This window comes from Verrucomicrobium sp. 3C, assembly GCF_000379365.1.
Taxonomy (GTDB): Bacteria; Verrucomicrobiota; Verrucomicrobiia; order Methylacidiphilales; family Methylacidiphilaceae; genus Methylacidimicrobium.
In genome coordinates this window covers 860,765-874,806 of sequence record NZ_KB901875.1, presented here as the reverse complement: position 1 = coordinate 874,806, position 14,042 = coordinate 860,765, and the positions used below count along the sequence as shown (strand labels likewise).

At 62.7% G+C, this 14,042-nt stretch carries 15 protein-coding genes, 1 tRNA gene and 1 pseudogene; 9 read left to right on the top strand and 8 right to left on the bottom strand.

The genetic code is table 11. From position 1 onward, the window contains the following. The 3 genes and pseudogenes from A37A_RS20540 to A37A_RS21240 all read right to left on the bottom strand — a co-directional run. A partial coding sequence (locus A37A_RS20540; protein ID WP_196799501.1) for a hypothetical protein occupies positions 1 to 237 on the bottom strand: 237 nt, incomplete at its 3' end. 12 nt (positions 238 to 249) lie between these two features. Beyond that, positions 250 to 609: a transposase gene (locus A37A_RS21245; RefSeq protein WP_018290418.1), complete on the bottom strand. Its 360-nt coding sequence runs from the start codon at positions 607 to 609 to the stop codon at positions 250 to 252. Positions 610 to 778: 169 nt separating this feature from the next. Beyond that, positions 779 to 994: pseudogene (locus A37A_RS21240) on the bottom strand (helix-turn-helix domain-containing protein); the annotation flags it as partial. Between the two features lie 337 nt (positions 995 to 1,331). On the opposite strand from A37A_RS21240, the gene A37A_RS0104925 reads away from it, so the two are divergent. The 6 genes from A37A_RS0104925 to kdpC all read left to right on the top strand — a co-directional run bounded on the left by A37A_RS0104925 (position 1,332) and on the right by kdpC (position 8,045). Continuing rightward, positions 1,332 to 2,189 carry an NAD(+)--dinitrogen-reductase ADP-D-ribosyltransferase gene (locus A37A_RS0104925; RefSeq protein WP_020494032.1) on the top strand — a complete coding sequence of 286 codons (858 nt, stop codon included), beginning with the start codon at positions 1,332 to 1,334 and terminating at the stop codon, positions 2,187 to 2,189. Continuing rightward, entirely contained in the window at positions 2,186 to 3,085 is a 900-nt protein-coding gene (draG, locus tag A37A_RS0104920; RefSeq protein WP_018290416.1) for an ADP-ribosyl-[dinitrogen reductase] hydrolase, read from the top strand. The genes A37A_RS0104925 and draG overlap by 4 nt, the downstream gene beginning before the upstream one ends. A 460-nt stretch (positions 3,086 to 3,545) precedes the next feature. Continuing rightward, positions 3,546 to 3,626 (top strand): K(+)-transporting ATPase subunit F, encoded by an 81-nt coding sequence (gene kdpF, locus A37A_RS22125; protein ID WP_081616196.1) that lies wholly within the window; start codon positions 3,546 to 3,548, stop codon positions 3,624 to 3,626. 12 nt (positions 3,627 to 3,638) lie between these two features. After that, positions 3,639 to 5,390, top strand: coding sequence for a potassium-transporting ATPase subunit KdpA (gene kdpA / locus A37A_RS0104900; RefSeq protein WP_018290413.1), 1,752 nt, complete (start codon positions 3,639 to 3,641; stop codon positions 5,388 to 5,390). Between the two features lie 10 nt (positions 5,391 to 5,400). Further along, the gene (gene kdpB / locus A37A_RS0104895) at positions 5,401 to 7,440 is read left to right on the top strand and encodes a potassium-transporting ATPase subunit KdpB (protein WP_018290412.1); all 2,040 of its coding nucleotides are present in this window, start codon (positions 5,401 to 5,403) and stop codon (positions 7,438 to 7,440) included. Continuing rightward, positions 7,437 to 8,045, top strand: a complete 609-nt coding sequence (gene kdpC / locus A37A_RS0104890; protein WP_231363768.1) for a K(+)-transporting ATPase subunit C — start codon at positions 7,437 to 7,439, stop codon at positions 8,043 to 8,045. Before kdpB ends, kdpC begins: the two co-directional genes overlap by 4 nt. 594 nt (positions 8,046 to 8,639) lie before the next feature. On the opposite strand, the gene A37A_RS21235 is transcribed toward kdpC, so the two are convergent. From A37A_RS21235 to A37A_RS21750, 5 genes are all read right to left on the bottom strand, one after another. Then, entirely contained in the window at positions 8,640 to 9,164 is a 525-nt protein-coding gene (locus tag A37A_RS21235; RefSeq protein ID WP_020494029.1) for a hypothetical protein, read from the bottom strand. A 61-nt stretch (positions 9,165 to 9,225) separates the two neighbouring features. Continuing rightward, positions 9,226 to 9,753: a hypothetical protein gene (locus A37A_RS0104880; protein WP_018290408.1), complete on the bottom strand. Its 528-nt coding sequence runs from the start codon at positions 9,751 to 9,753 to the stop codon at positions 9,226 to 9,228. Positions 9,754 to 9,940: 187 nt separating this feature from the next. Further along, positions 9,941 to 10,279: a hypothetical protein gene (locus A37A_RS0104875; RefSeq protein ID WP_018290407.1), complete on the bottom strand. Its 339-nt coding sequence runs from the start codon at positions 10,277 to 10,279 to the stop codon at positions 9,941 to 9,943. A gap of 212 nt (positions 10,280 to 10,491) precedes the next feature. Continuing rightward, positions 10,492 to 10,566: transfer RNA gene (locus A37A_RS0104870), tRNA-Asn, on the bottom strand. 39 nt (positions 10,567 to 10,605) lie between these two features. Beyond that, complete coding sequence (locus A37A_RS21750) at positions 10,606 to 10,734, bottom strand: hypothetical protein (protein ID WP_018290406.1); 129 nt, start codon at positions 10,732 to 10,734, stop codon at positions 10,606 to 10,608. Between A37A_RS21750 and A37A_RS0104860 the strand changes: the two genes are divergently transcribed. The 3 genes from A37A_RS0104860 (at position 10,733) to A37A_RS0104850 (ending at position 13,985) form a co-directional block, all read left to right on the top strand. Then, the gene (locus A37A_RS0104860; protein WP_018290405.1) at positions 10,733 to 11,914 is read left to right on the top strand and encodes an ATP-binding protein; all 1,182 of its coding nucleotides are present in this window, start codon (positions 10,733 to 10,735) and stop codon (positions 11,912 to 11,914) included. The two genes, A37A_RS21750 and A37A_RS0104860, sit on opposite strands and share 2 nt — an antisense overlap. Further along, entirely contained in the window at positions 11,911 to 12,909 is a 999-nt protein-coding gene (locus A37A_RS0104855) for a ParA family protein (protein ID WP_018290404.1), read from the top strand. Before A37A_RS0104860 ends, A37A_RS0104855 begins: the two co-directional genes overlap by 4 nt. Before the next feature lie 188 nt (positions 12,910 to 13,097). After that, complete coding sequence (locus A37A_RS0104850) at positions 13,098 to 13,985, top strand: 5'-3' exonuclease H3TH domain-containing protein (protein ID WP_018290403.1); 888 nt, start codon at positions 13,098 to 13,100, stop codon at positions 13,983 to 13,985. The last annotated feature ends 57 nt before the right edge of the window (positions 13,986 to 14,042 follow it).

Sequence of the window (14,042 nt, the reverse complement as noted above, 5' to 3'; positions counted from 1 at the left end):
GCCGAGTGGAGCAAGCTCGGTGTTTTTGAACACGTTCCTGCGCTCCTGCGCCGCCTCCAGTCGATCCGCCTCGGCGTTCTCTCCGTGGAAGGCAAGCCGATCGTTCGTCTTTTGAGCAAGATTCCTCGGGAACTGAATCGGCTCCTGGAAAAACTTCGTCTGCTCCCGCTCTTCGCCCAGCCGCCGGTCTGGGCAGCGATGTGGCCAGTAGCGGAAAGGCCTGTCCTTCCGCATCAAGAAGTTATGCTGCTACTCAAGGGAAGTCAGGTTAGGGTGAAGCCTGAGCCAGTTTCGGGCCTTTTCATTCTTGTGCGTGTTCAAATTGTCCAAAACCACGTAGAGCCGCTGGTCCTCGTAGCGTTTGACGAGCTCGTCCAGAAACGAGAGGAAATCGGCCGAGGTCCGGGTCTCCTTGACATGGGCAAAGACTTTCCCGCTCTTCACCTCCAGGCTGGCCAAGACCGTGCGCGTTCCGTGCCGGACATACTCGTTGGTCCAACAACGGGGCCTTTTCGCCCGCAAAGGCAGCATGGGCTGCGTGCGATCCAGGGCCTGGATGCGGGTCTTCTCGTCCACGCAGAGCATCACGGCGTTCTCCGGAGGCTGCATGTAGAGAGAGCGACCACTTCGAGGAGTTTCTCCTTGAACTGGGGATCCGGGCTAAACGTGAAGGTGCGAAGGCAATGCGGATGCAGATCGTAAGCTCGCAGAATGCGCGCAGAATGCGCGCGACCCGAGCTGGGGGCAAACCCAGCTCTCGCGCCAGCGTGCGGATGCTCCACCGGCTCAAACCTCTCGGCGGTTTACTGCACGCGGTCATCACCACTTTGCGCGTAAGCGATTGGCTTATCGTTACCGGGCGTCCGCTCCGCGGCTCATCGTTGAGCCCAGCGATCCCCTCCGTGGAAAACCGTCGCCGCCATTTGCCCACGATATGCGCGTTGCACTGGAGCCGCCGGGAAATCGCCGCGCTGGAAACCCCATCGGCAGCCATCAGAATTATCCGTGCTCTCATCACCTACCCGGCTTTCGCATTCCTCTTGCGGACGATGTCTTCTAACTCTTCTCTCTGCTCTTCGCGAATCGGTAATGCAGTTAAACTGTCTACCATAATGAAAGCCATAATACCTAGTCTGCACTGTTATGTCACGTAATTATGACGCGATGTACTAGTCTCGAAAGAGGTCTGGGTTCAAATCCCAGCGAGCCCACTTGAAGGAGCATCCGCAGAGCGTTGGCCCGCGCCGTAGGCGAGGGTTGCCGGTGCGCATCCCATCGCCGACCCTACTGGCGGGGAGTTCTCTGGGAAACTCGCTTGCGAAGGGTTGGGGGTGGGACTATCCTACACTACCCTGTCTACGCCAAGCGCTTCTTCTGGCTGGTCGGTTGCCTCGCGCGCTCAGGCGAGCAATCTGGTAGGGGTCCCCTCCGCATTTTTAGCGAGCCCGGACTTCAACGACCGTCCGATCCGGCTATCGATCCACGGGGTTCGCGAGATGAACCCGGGGCTCTTCCGAAAGTTGGGTGGAGCGCGCGATGCCGGCGAGGCGGCGCGCATCTTTGAGGAGTATATGGAGGTCCTTTTCGGCCTCGACGAAGAGCAGCGGATGCGTCCTGGTCCCGATGGGCGGCGGCGTTACCGGTCAAGCTACCGGCGGCTCCTGGAAGGATGGGCCTTCGACTCGAATGGCCCGGAAGGTGCTGTGCTCAAGGGGTGGGTAGAAAGCCGCTTCGGGCTCTTCCCGACCTATCATAAGCGCCCGATCGAGCGGTTTTCCTCGACCGCATGGGTCACCTACGTGGAGGAAAAGATAGCGAGCCGCTTTCACAACAATGCGATCCAGATGCAGCTCGATCTCCTCTACGAGTTCGCCCAGTGGGCGCTCGATCGGGCTTCGGGACGGGCGGAGCGCCACCGGACCCTCTACCGCGGGGTGGAGGGATTCGAGGAGAACCAGATTCTGGAGCGCCGTGGCAAGCGGAGCGCCCTGGTGCTCCTCAATAACCTCGTCTCCTTCACGACCGAGCGGGGAGTGGCCGAGCAGTTCGGAAGCTGGATTCTCACGGCGCGGATTCCCTTGGGGAAGATCCTCTTTTTTCGCGAGCTCCTTCCCCACCATGTCCTCCAGAGCGAGGCGGAGCACCTCGTCATCGGCGGAGCCTTTGAGGTCGAGATCAGTCGGCCATGACGGCAGTTTTGCGCGAGGGGCGCAGGGCCCGGGCGCTGGGAGCCTACCTCGGGTTCGCGGTCGGGGATGCGCTCGGGGCCACAGTGGAGTTTCTATCGGCGGAGGAGATCGCGGAGAGCTACGGGGTCCACCGACGGATGATCGGAGGCGGGTGGCTCGGGCTCAAGCCGGGGCAGGTCACCGACGACACCGAGATGTGCCTGGCCGTGGGGCGGGCGATCCTGGCGCTCGGAAGGTTCGATCCTTGTTCGATGGCGGAGGAGCTGGTTCGCTGGTATCGGGGCCGGCCGGTCGATGTGGGGGCCACCTGCCTGCAGGGAATCCGCCGCTATTTGACCGACGGGTCGCTCGACGCGCTTCCCAGCCGCTGGCATGGCGGCAACGGAGCCTGCCTGCGGAATCTCCCCGTCATCCTGGCGACCCTGGGAGACGAGGAAGCCTTTGGTCGCTGGACGATCGGCCAGTGCCACTTCACCCACAATCACCGGTTTTCGGATGCCGGAACACTCGCGCTCGGGGAGATGGTCCGGAGCCTGGTGGGAGGTGAGGGAATCTCGGGGGCGCGGGCCGCAGCCGATCGGCTGATCGCCCGGCACCCGGTCTTCGCCTTTGACCCCCATCCCGCAAGCTCTTCGGGCTACGTGGTCGATACGATTCAGACGGTCTTCTTCACCTTCTTCGGCAGCGACTCCTTTGCCTCCTGCCTGATCGCGACTGTCAACCGCGGGGGAGATGCGGATTCGACGGGGGCGCTCGCGGGAATGCTCGCCGGAGCGACATACACGGCCGAGGGGATCCCGCGGGGATGGCTCCGGAAGCTTTCGGCCAAGGTCGTGAACGAGATCGAGAGCCAGGTCGACGGCCTGCTCGCTCTCGCCGATACCCGGAAGAGATAGGCGGGAACGAGCGCCCGCCGGCGCTCCCACCTCCCTCTGCGAGAGCTGGGAGGTCCGGCGTTGGCACTGCCCCCTGGGGGTGCTACGCTAAGGGCGAGGAAGGCGAGAAGCTCTTGAGGAAATCGGGGAAATCGACCGGGCTTCCGGCCGAGACCTTTTCTGCCGTGGAGGGCGAGGAGTCCTACCGCTGGTCCGCTCTCGCCCTCTCTTGGCTTCAGAGCCTCTTGGAGAGTCGCGAAAAGGGGGCGCGTACGCAAAGATAAAAAGAGTGGGGAGGAGCGCCGGGATCGGCTCGTTTATCGAGTTTTGATACGGCATCGGTGCATTTTGAGTCCTCGCGCCCGGGAAAAGGACTTATAGAGGGAACGATGGCGGATGCGATTTACGTGGTAGGGACCCTGCTCTTCTTTGCGTTGGCGATGGCCTACGGGGAGTGGTGCGGACGGATCTAAGGAGGGAAATGCTCGTTCTTCTCGGAATCGTGTGCGTGGGGCTTCTGGTCTATCTCTTTGCGGCCATGATTTGGCCCGAGAAGTTCTAAGCGGCTTCGGAAATGACGACCTCCTTTTGGCTGACTCTCGGGTTGTTTTTCGCGGTGCTGGCTGCCATGAGCCTGGCCCTGGCCCACTACCTCGCGCGGGTCCTGAATCCGAACGGGAAGACTTGGTTCGACCCGGTCTTCCGGCCGCTCGAGTGCTGGACCTACCGGCTCTGCGGGATCGATTCCCGGAAGGAAGAGGACTGGAAGGGCTACCTCGCCTCTCTCCTGCTCTTCAACGCCGTCGGTCTCCTGTTGACCTATCTCATCCTGCGGATCCAGCAGTGGCTCCCGCTCAATCCCAAGGGTTTCGGCCCGGTTTCGCCCGACTTGGCCTTCAATACGGCGGTGAGCTTTACCACCAACACGAACTGGCAGAATTACGCAGGGGAGTCGACCGTCTCCTACTTCTCGCAGATGGTGGGGCTTGCCGTGCACAACTTCACCTCGGCAGCCACCGGGATCGCGATTGCCGCCGCCTTCGTCCGGGCGTTGGCACGGGCGGGCGTCAAGACCATCGGCAACTTCTGGGTCGACTTGGTGCGGATCACCTATTATCTGCTCCTGCCTCTCTCCTTTGGGTTGGCGGTCGTCCTCATCTCCCAAGGGGTGCCTCAGAATTTCTCCTCCTATGCTCGGGCGCAACTCGTGGAGCCGGTTGTCCTCGCGGGCACGGGTGGCCAGGAGCATCGGATCGAAACCCAGGAGATCGTCCAAGGGCCTATCGCGTCCCAGGAGGCGATCAAACAGTTGGGCACCAACGGAGGGGGATACACGAACGCCAACTCGGCCCATCCGTTCGAGAATCCCACCCCGCTTTCCAACCTGCTGGAAATTCTGGCCGTGCTCTGTATCCCCGGAGCACTCGCCCTCTACCTGGGGCTGGCAGTGGGTCGGCGGGCCCATGGCTGGGCGGTCTGGGGAGTCATGGCGCTTCTCTTGTTCGGGGGCATCTTGGTCTGCTGGCATGCGGAAGCCGGAGGCAACCCGCTCCTGATGGAGCAGGGGCTCTCGTCGGCGGAGGGCAACCGGGAGGGGAAGGAGGCGCGGTTTGGGACGCTCGATTCGGCGCTTTTCGCGGTCTCGACGACAGCCACCTCTTGCGGCGCGGTCAACTCTTTGCACGACTCCTACCTGCCCCTGGGGGGGCTGGTTCCGCTCTTCAATATGGAGCTGGGGGAGGTGGCTTTCGGAGGAGTCGGATCGGGACTCTACGGCATGCTTCTCTTCGTGGTGCTGGGGGTCTTCCTCTTTGGGCTCATGATCGGCAGGACCCCGGAGTATCTGGGAAAGAAGATCGGGGCGAGCGAGGTCAAGATGGCTGCCTTGAGCATCCTCGTGCTGACCCTCTCGATCCTCGGATTCAGCGCCTGGGCAATCGCGAGCCCATGGGGCTTAGCGGGAATCGCCAACCCGGGCCCACACGGGCTGAGCGAGATCCTTTATGCGTTCAGCTCGACCACAGGAAATAACGGGAGCGCCTTTGCGGGTCTATCCGGCAACACCCCTTGGTTCAACACGACCCTCGGGATCGCCATGCTGGCCGGGCGCTACCTGATGCTCGTCCCGGTGCTGGGGTTGGCGGGACTCTTGGCGGCACAGAAGACGGTGGCGGCCACCCAGGCTGCCTTCCCGGTTTCCGGCATCCTGTTTATCGTTCTCCTGCTCGCGACGGTCTTTATCGTGGGCGCTCTCAACTTCTTTCCGGTTCTCGCCTTGGGGCCGATTCTCGAGCATTTCCTGCTCCAGGCGGGTCAGATTTTTTAGAGGAGAAGCCATGAAGCCCAAGCAGTTTTCTTTTTCCGATCCACAACTCCTGGCCTTTTCCCTGCGGGGAGCCGTCACGAAGGCGAACCCCTTCGTTCTCTGGCGCAACCCGGTCATCTTCGTCACCGAGATCGGTGCGCTGGTCAGCACGCTCGAAATCTTCCTTTCCGCGGAGCCCAAGTTTTTCACGGTGCAGATCTCCCTCTGGCTCTGGTTCACGGTCTTGTTTTCGACCTTCGCGGAAGCGATCGCCGAGAGTCGGGGGAAGGCGCAGGCGGACAGCCTCCGCCAGGCCCGGACGATCACGCTGGCTCGCCGGCTCCGCGAGGGGAGGGAAGAGACGGTCTCGGCGACCGAGTTGCGGAAGGGAGACTTGGTGATCTGCGTCGCCGGGGATCTGATCCCCGCCGACGGCGAAGTGACGCAAGGGGCGGCGACGGTCGACGAATCGGCCGTGACGGGGGAGTCGGCCCCAGTGGTCCGGGAGAGCGGCGGGGATCGGAGTGCCGTGACCGGCGGGACCAAGGTAATCAGCGACCGGATCGTGGTTCAGATTACGAGCGATCCCGGCCAGACCTTCCTCGACCGGATGATTCAGTTGGTCGAAGGGGCGAAGCGGCAAAAGACACCCAATGAGATCGCCTTGGGGATTCTCTTGGCGGCCCTGACCTTCATCTTCCTCCTGGTCATCCTGACCCTGGTTCCATTCTTGCACTATCTCGACGCGCCGGTGTCGATCGCGACCCTGGCAGCCCTGGTCGTCTGCTTGATCCCGACGACGATCGGGGGGCTCTTGAGCGCGATCGGCATCGCGGGGATTGACCGGCTGGTCCAGCACAATGTAATGGCGACCAGCGGGCGGGCGGTGGAGGCGGCGGGCGACATCGACGTACTCCTCCTGGACAAGACCGGCACCATCACCCTTGGGAACCGGATGGCGGCCGAGTTCGTTCCGGGGGCGGGGGTCGATCTGCTCCGGCTGGTCGACGCCGCGCAGCTCGCTTCCCTGGCCGACGAGACGCCCGAAGGGCGCTCCATCGTGGTGCTCGCCAAGCAGCAGTATGGGTTGCGGGGCCGGGAGGTGCTGGAGAACCAGGCGCGGTTTCTTCCCTTTTCGGCGCAGACGCGGATGAGCGGAGTCGACTTCCCCGAGAGCGACGGCAGCCCGGCGCGCTCGATCCGCAAGGGGTCAGGGGATGCGATCGAAGCATTCTTGCAAAAGCAGGGAGGGAGCCTTCCCGATTCGGTTCGGCAGGCGGTCGATCGGATCGCTCGGGATGGAGGGACGCCGTTGGTCGTTGCGGACGGGAAGGAGGCGCTCGGAGTCATTCGCCTCAAGGACGTGGTGAAGGGAGGGATCAAGCAGCGGTTCGCACGGCTTCGCCAGATGGGGATTCGAACGATCATGATCACGGGCGACAACCCGCAAACGGCCGCAGCGATCGCGATGGAGGCGGGGGTGGATGATTACCTTGCGCAGGCAACGCCGGAGGCGAAGCTGACCCGGATTCGGCGGGAGCAGGAAGGCGGGCACCTAGTGGCGATGACGGGGGACGGCACGAACGACGCACCGGCCCTCGCCCAGGCGGATGTCGGCGTGGCCATGAATACCGGTACGCAGGCGGCCCGAGAGGCGGGGAACATGGTCGATCTCGACAGCAATCCCACCAAGCTCATCGAGGTCGTGGAGATCGGTAAGCAGCTCCTGGTAACCCGGGGAGCGCTGACTACCTTCAGCGTCGCCAACGACGTCGCCAAATACTTTGCGATCCTTCCGGCGATGCTGATGGGAACCTTTCCCGTGATCGCCCCGCTCAACATCATGAAGCTGCGAAGCCCGGAGAGCGCGATCATCAGCGCGGTAATTTTTAATGCGCTCATCCTCGTGGCGTTGATTCCGCTCGCGCTGCGAGGCATCCGGCTGCGCGGTCTGACGGCGCAGGCGCTGCTGGTGCGAAACGCCCTGATTTACGGGCTGGGCGGCCTGGTGGCTCCCTTCGTGGGGATCAAGGCGATCGATCTGTTGTTGAATCTTTTTCCGTGGAGGTGAGGTTTCCCATGAAAGAGTTCTGGTCGCGTCTTCGGGTGGCTTTTCTGCTGACGGCTCTGCTAGTCGTGGTTCTGGGCGGGCTCTATCCGCTGGCAGTCTACTGGACCGGCCAGCTCCTCTTTCCCTTCCAGGCAAACGGGAGTCTCGTGCGGGCGCCGGACGGAACCCTCCTAGGCTCGGCCCTGCTGGGGCAAAACTTCCGGGGGCCTCGATACTTCCATCCACGCCCTTCGGCGGCGGGGGAAGCGGGCTACGATGCCACGGCTTCCGGCGGCCGGAATCTGGGTCCGACCTCGAAGAAGCTGATGGACGCGGTCGTCCAGAGTGTTGCCGATTACCGGAAAGAAAATCTTCTCTCCCCGGACCAGAGGATCCCGGCGGATGCAGTCACCGGCTCCGCCAGCGGCCTCGACCCGCACATCAGCCTCGCCAACGCGCTTCTCCAACTCCCGCGGGTTGCCCGGGAGCGGAAGATGCGGCAGGAGGAGCTTCGGGAGATCCTCGCCCGCTACACCAGCAAGCCCTGGCTCGGACTGTTGGGTGAGCCCGTCGTGAACGTGGCGTTGGTCGATTGGGCGCTCGACGGCAAGCTCGGGGGCCGCTAGAGCGGTCGACGGTCACTTCACTTGCTTACGACACACTTCCCGTATTGGCCTTGACGCGTTTCCACGCCTCGACCATGTTCTCGCGCGAGAGGACCTGCATCAACAAGCCGCCTCGCCCCAGGCCTTTCGGTCCGTGATCCGCTGGCCGGGCTTCATCACGCCTCGTGGGAGAATGAGCTTCACCCATTCCTCTAGCGACGCGCCCAGGTTGCCCTGGCTTTCTGATGCGATGCCCTTCCAAGAGTCACAGCGTCCAGCCTTCCTTCTCGTTCGGTCCTTCGCCTGGGTTCCCAGGCTACTACAACCTCTGCTGACTTCTCGCTCCGCGTTTCCGCGTCACCCCTTTCAGGCATAAAGCGAGATCTCCCCAGGTAAGTACACGATCTTTCCTCACGCGACCGCCAAATCTACGTCGCTTCTCCTTGACCACGAAAGCTTCGCGGTAGCTTGCCCGCTCGCCTTGATCTGCGTCGCCTCCTGTTTGGTTCTTGTCCATCGGCCCGCGATTTCATTCCATGCTTCCTTCCCACGCTCGGTCACCCTTGCGCAGTTGCATTTCCTTTCGCTCGCTGTGGTCAGCTTGCGGGAGGACTTTCACCTCCAAGACCGTGCCCATGCTGGGCGCACAAACTCCCCATGGCTAAATCCAGGGGGTTCTAGCGAATAGAGATTCCGGCTCTCCGGGGCTCTCGCTTGCGCTACAGCATCCCCAGCCTCGCCGGAACGGCTGCTAGGGCAGCCGCTTCCCATTTTCCCCTTCGACGGGCGACCAGCTCTGACGTTCTTGACGTGCGGTCGGGACAAGCCCTCCCGGCTCGCTGGTTCCTTCACCCTCGACATCGCCCGTCGCAGGAGCGGTTCCGCACCCGGCCAAGCCTTTCGGACCCGGCTAATGTCGAGGAAATCCTTCTCGGAGCATTTCGCGAGAAAGGCGCTGTAGAGATCCCGCTGCACCGGCTCGGTGCGGCCATCGCCGAAGACGTGCGTCCGCAAAGAGAGCGGCTTCTTCACGTAGTGCCCGGTCGTATGGTCGAACTGGCTCAAGCCGGGCTTTCCAGGGGTCGAATCTCGATGAATCGCCGCCAGCGCTTTCTCAGCCTTGCGGCGAATCCTCTCCACCCCACATCCCCGGGAGCGCGCACCTTCACGGCTCCGGTCCGAAATTCTTTTTGAAAAACTGCTATAGCAATAGCTTTTCCCCCTGGATGATTTTCCCCTGGGCCAATATCCGATTCGCGAGATTGCCGTGCGCGGTCTTCCGTGCGGCGGCCAGCCGCCGCTCGGTTTCCGCGAGATCCCGTCGCCTGCGCTTGTAGCGTTCCGACCGGACCCAGCGCTTGGGTCCACGCTTGACGCATCCCTTCGCGTCGTAGTTTGCGGGATTGGTCGCCCGGCGGGACCGGTCCATGGACCGCAAGATCCGCCGCGTCTCCCTCCAGGGCTGCTCGACTTCCGGACAGAGCTTTTCCAGGCTTGCATCCGTTTCGGAGACGAAGGCCACTGTCGATGGCCCCAGATCGTACCCGACGACATCCTCTCCCGCGGGCCGAACCTGCGGGGCGAGTCCTTCCTGGAGGAGCTGCGCGTACCAGCGCATCCGGCACCGGATCGTCCTGCGAAGGATGCGGACGTATTTGGTTCGGGCTTCCAGCGCGATCCGCTGCCAGCCGCGCTTGTCCTTCGGATCGAGCCGAAGCGGCAAGACCAAGCCCGCCCAATGAATCGCCGGAACCGGTTCTTTCCGGAACCGGATCAGGGCATCGCCCTTGCCTTCGACCGAGTGGAACCGGCTGGCTGGCTTGAATCTTGGTCGGCCCCGAACGCCGAAGGCATAGCCCTAGACGGCCTGAAATGCCCGCAGACTCGCGGTCTGCGTGTCGTGCGATCCGAGATGATCACCGATGGAGCAGGCATCCCGGCATGCCTCCGCGAACTTCTGGATGGAGTCGCGAGTAAAAACCGAATCGTTCCTGTGTTTTTCGGAAGGCGGCTGGATCGCTCCTTGTTGGCGATCCGATTCCCGCTTTGTTCATCCATGACCGTTTTCGGGCATCCGGGCAAGCGTGCTGCCAGTCCTTGGATTGCCGCATCAAGGCCAGCCGGCGAAGGGCCTCGCCCAAGGAGGCATTGTAGATCTGGCGTGCTGCTGCGAGGCGCTTGGAGAGGGCAACCTCGTCCGCCGCGGTCGTTCGCAACGGAAACTCGGCGATGAAAGATGGAGTCTTGGCTCGCATCGAATGCTCTCCAGCATCTTATACAGACACGTAAATATCCATCAAGCTTTGCCTCGCCGCTCACCCCATGGCTAAAGCCAGGGGCTTGCGCGGCGATTTTCGGTCATGACGGCGCTGCGCCGAAAGTTAGAAGGAGACCGAAATGCGGAAGAGCAGACCTGAGCTCTACGGCGGTCAGTCGAAATTCACGCGCCATCACGCAGAAAAGGAGATGGCTCCGGAGGTAGGATTCGAACCTACGACCAAGCGGTTAACAGCCGCTCGCTCTACCACTGAGCTACTCCGGAGTGAGAGTGACCGACCCAATGGGCTGGAGGGGCATCTTTTCAACTCCTCCGCCAATCATCAACTCCAAAACCAAAGATCCTGACCGCCAACCGGGCAGAGTCCCTTTGCGCTTGCGCTCCCCCGATTCCCTCCGGATTCTTGTCGGTGTCCTCGAGCGGGACCGCCATGTTGAGCCACGAAGAACGCGAAGCGCTTTTTCTTGATCTTGAATCCGATCGGGTCGAGCGCAAAAGGTCTCCCTCGGACCGACGCGCGATCCGTCAGGCGATCTGCGCCTTTGCCAACGATCTTCCGGATCATCGGAAGCCGGGAGTGATCTTTGTTGGGGTCGAGGATGAGGGAGCCTGTGCGCACCTGAAGATCACCGACCAGCTCCTGCGGGATCTCGCGCAGATGCGAGACGACGGGAACATCCTGCCGTTCCCCAACCTGACCGTGGCGAAGCATCGAATCCACCAGTGCGAGGTGGCGACGATCGAGGTCGCCCCGGCGGACAACCCACCGGTCCGCTACAACGGTCGTGTCTGGATCCGGGTGGGTCCGCGTCGAGCCCAGGCGACGCCCGAGGAGGAACGCCGGCTGACCGAAAAGCGCCGAGCAGGGAGCCTTTCCTTCGATCAGCAGTCCATAGCGGGAGCCACACTGGACGATCTCGATCTCGAGAGCTTCCGCATCCTCTATCTTCCGAACGCCGTCTCCCCCGACGTCTTGGTGGAAAACAACCGCAGCATCGAGCAGCAGCTTCGCTCCCTGCGGCTCCTGACCCCCGATGGCCGTCCTACCGTGGCGGCGGTTCTCCTCTTTGCAAAGGACCCGCCGCGCTATCTGCCCGGGGCCTACATCCAGTTCGCTCGGTTCGAGGGAACCGAGATCACCGATCCGATTCGCCATCAAGCCGAGCTGACCGGTGCCCTGCCGACCCTTCTGCGGCGGCTCGACGAGGTCCTGGAAGCCAATATCTCGATCGCTACCGAGGTGCGGACCCCGACCGAGGAACGGCGGCCGGACTATCCCCTGGTCGCCCTGCAGCAGCTCGCCCGCAACCTCCCGATGCACCGCAGCTATGAGAGCACGAACGCCCCCACCCGGATCTACTGGTTCTCCGACCGGATCGAGTTCGACAGCCCCGGCGGGCTCTACGGGCGGGTCAGTCCGGAAAACTTCGGCAAGGGCGTCACCGACTACCGCAATCCCTTGCTCGCCGAGGGAATGAAGATCCTCGGCTACGTCCAGCGCTTCGGCCTAGGCATCCCCTTGACCGAAGAGGCGCTCCGCAAGAACGGCAATCCCAAGCCGGAGTATCGCTTCGAACCCACCCATCTGCTTACGATCCTGAGGCGGTCATGAAGATCATCGCGTTTTTCAACAATAAAGGCGGGGTGGGCAAGACCAGTCTAGTCTACCATCTCGCCTGGATGTATGCGGATCTCGGCCTGACCGTCATTGCCGCCGACCTCGATCCGCAGGCGAACCTCTCCGCGATGTTCCTGGAGGAAGACCGGCTTCAAGAGCTCTGGCCCGACGGCCTGCATCCCGACACGCTTCTCGGGGTCATTCAACCGATCCTCAAGGGTACCGGGGATATCGCGCCGCCGCACCTGGAATCCGTCGAAGCCGACGGCCGCTCCGTCGATCTTCTCGTGGGCGATCTCGGTCTTTCCGGGTTCGAAGACAAGCTCTCCGACGCCTGGCCTCGCTGTCTGGACGGCGACGAGGCCGCCTTCCGGACGATCTCCGCCTTCTATCGGGCCCTCTTGGCCGCTGCCCAATCGCAGGAGGCCGACCTCATCCTGGTCGACGTCGGCCCGAACCTGGGGGCGATCAACCGTGCAGCGATCATCGCCGCCCATCATGTCGTGATTCCGCTGGCTCCCGATCTCTTCTCCCTCCAAGGGCTGCGCAACCTCGGACCGACATTCCGAAGCTGGCGAAAGGGATGGGACGAACGGTTAAAGAAAAATCCCGCTCCCGATCTCCCCCTCCCCGGTCCGGAAATGCAACCCGCAGGCTATGTCGTGATGCAGCACGCCATCCGCCTCGACCGGCCGGTCAAATCGTATGCCCGCTGGATGGAACGGATCCCCACGAGCTACCGCCAGTATGTCATGGACAAACCCGCGGAAGAGGGGATGCGGGTCGAGGACGACCGCTATTGCCTAGCCCTCCTTAAGCATTATCGGAGTTTGATGCCGATGGCGATGGAGGCCAGAAAGCCGATCTTCTTCCTCCGGCCCGCCGACGGGGCGATCGGCTCTCACGCCGCAGCGGTTCGGGACTGCCACCACGATTTCACCGATCTCGCCCGTCAAATCGCCGACCGCTGCGGGGTCCCACTTTGTTAGGCAATTCGGGTGGTTTGTGACCTGGTAGGGTGGATGCCATGCGAACCGAGCCGACGGCTTCGGTGGATCCCGAGGCCATTGGGCCGGAGTCGAACGTCGCGACCACGGGCGCCGTGATACCGTCGTGGGAGAAGAGAGCGCACGGGAGCGGCTCGATTTCGAAATCAGCATGAGATAAGAAGAAAGGGATGCGTCTGCTTCTCGTCGACGGCAGCTACTACGCCTACCGCTCCTTTTACGCGATGCCGGCCTTGCAGACGAAGGCGGGTAAGCCGACAAATGCCCTTTACGGGCTCACCGTGGTGCTCCGCCGAATGCTCGCCGACCTGCGACCGACCCTGGCCGGCTGGGCGGTGGACGACGGTCTCTGCGCGGAACGGGTCTCCCTCTGCCCGGAGTACAAAGCCAATCGTCCCGAAGTGCCCGAGGCCCTGTCCGTCCAGCTCGACCAGGTAGAGGAGTTGATCGCGGCCCTTGGGATCCCAGTGCTGCGGGTCGCCGGGGAGGAGGCCGACGACGTGATGGCCAGCTACGCCGTCGTCGCCCTGAGGGAAGGGGGAGAGGTGATCCTGGCAACGAATGACAAGGATCTGATGGCGCTGGTTTCGCCCCGGGTTTCGGTCTACCAGACGAACGGGAAGGGCTTTCAGCTCCTCAAAGAACAGGAGGTTGCCCAGAAATGGGGCGTTCCGCCGGCGCAAATCCCGGATCTGCTCGCCTTGATCGGCGATCCGGTCGACAACATTCCCGGTATCCCTGGCGTCGGGAAGATCACGGCGGCGAAAGGGCTTCGTCACTCCGGCTCTTTGGAGGAACTCCTCCGGCAGGCTCCCCAGGCTGGTTGGGCCAAGCTGCGGCAGTTGACGGACGCCCAGCGGGAGCGGATTTTCCGCAATCGAAGGATGGTCGGGCTGCGCACGGGCCTTCCGCTGCCCGTGCCTCTGGAGGCATTGACAATTCACCCGGATCTGGCGAAGCAAGTCGAGCTTTTTCACCGATGGGAGTTCCGGAGGCTCGCCAAGGAAGCGGAGGAGGCTTTGGAGGCTCAAAGGGGGCAGCCCGAGCTCTTTCCGTAGCCTGCATATCTCGTGCGCCGTGAAAAAGGTGCATCGCCCAGTGGGGAGGGAGTGATC

Bases quoted from the DNA above. Each gene is read 5' to 3' on its own strand.
- A37A_RS0104855 (WP_018290404.1), top strand. From the start codon at position 11,911: ATGAAGATCATCGCGTTTTTCAACAATAAAGGCGGGGTGGGCAAGACC.
- draG (WP_018290416.1), top strand. From the start codon at position 2,186: ATGACGGCAGTTTTGCGCGAGGGGCGCAGGGCCCGGGCGCTGGGAGCC.
- A37A_RS0104860 (WP_018290405.1), top strand. From the start codon at position 10,733: ATGTTGAGCCACGAAGAACGCGAAGCGCTTTTTCTTGATCTTGAATCC.
- A37A_RS0104875 (WP_018290407.1), bottom strand. From the start codon at position 10,279: ATGCGAGCCAAGACTCCATCTTTCATCGCCGAGTTTCCGTTGCGAACG.
- kdpA (WP_018290413.1), top strand. From the start codon at position 3,639: ATGACGACCTCCTTTTGGCTGACTCTCGGGTTGTTTTTCGCGGTGCTG.
- A37A_RS0104850 (WP_018290403.1), top strand. From the start codon at position 13,098: ATGCGTCTGCTTCTCGTCGACGGCAGCTACTACGCCTACCGCTCCTTT.
- A37A_RS21245 (WP_018290418.1), bottom strand. From the start codon at position 609: ATGCAGCCTCCGGAGAACGCCGTGATGCTCTGCGTGGACGAGAAGACC.
- kdpB (WP_018290412.1), top strand. From the start codon at position 5,401: ATGAAGCCCAAGCAGTTTTCTTTTTCCGATCCACAACTCCTGGCCTTT.
- A37A_RS21750 (WP_018290406.1), bottom strand. From the start codon at position 10,734: ATGGCGGTCCCGCTCGAGGACACCGACAAGAATCCGGAGGGAATCGGG.
- kdpF (WP_081616196.1), top strand. From the start codon at position 3,546: ATGCTCGTTCTTCTCGGAATCGTGTGCGTGGGGCTTCTGGTCTATCTC.